Raw genomic sequence first — 580 nt, 5'->3', positions numbered from 1 at the left:
AATCAACCGCGCGAACACACTTCGCCACGAGCGGCACTGCCAGAGATGGCGGCCGGGAACTGGACGCGCGAGGAGGCGGGTCCGGGGCAGTGAGCACATCGCGGTCGTGAACCGCGGAGCCGCCTGCCATGCGGCTTGGTTCTACTGTCCGCAGCCGCCTCGCCCCGCGATGAGCGGGGGGGTGTGCGGGGGGATTGTGCGGGCAACGGGTAGGGCCCGCAGCCTTGCGGTGCGGGCCCTACCCGGTGATGCGCGTCAGTGCTTAGGCGGGAACGATGTTCTCCGCCTGCGGGCCCTTCTGGCCCTGCGTGACGTCGAAGGAGACCTTCTGGCCTTCCTGGAGCTCACGGAAGCCCTGGGCGGCGATGTTCGAGTAGTGGGCGAAGACGTCAGCGCCGCCACCGTCCTGCTCGATGAAGCCGAAGCCCTTTTCAGCGTTGAACCACTTCACGGTGCCAGTAGCCATGTGTGTCTCCTTAAGACAGGGGGCAGAACCGAAAACCGCACTGCGCGGAGTCCGCGTCGCCGCGATGAGCCCATCCGGAGATGACCGGCCAAACAAAAAATGCACCCGCGGGTC

The 580-nt window shown here is 66.6% G+C and carries 1 protein-coding gene; it reads right to left on the bottom strand.

Annotated features, from left to right (window positions below; genetic code table 11):
* Positions 1–262: 262 nt before the first annotated feature.
* Complete coding sequence (locus O3W51_RS48305; protein ID WP_034275260.1) at positions 263–466, bottom strand: cold-shock protein; 204 nt, start codon at positions 464–466, stop codon at positions 263–265.
* Between the last annotated feature and the right edge of the window lie 114 nt (positions 467–580).

This window comes from Streptomyces sp. H39-C1 (assembly GCF_027158125.1).
Taxonomy (GTDB): Bacteria; Actinomycetota; Actinomycetes; order Streptomycetales; family Streptomycetaceae; genus Actinacidiphila; species Actinacidiphila fildesensis.
This window is presented reverse-complemented; position numbering and strand designations above follow the sequence as displayed.

Excerpts from the sequence above, each read along its gene's own strand:
- O3W51_RS48305 (WP_034275260.1), bottom strand. The coding sequence starts at position 466 with ATGGCTACTGGCACCGTGAAGTGGTTCAACGCTGAAAAGGGCTTCGGC.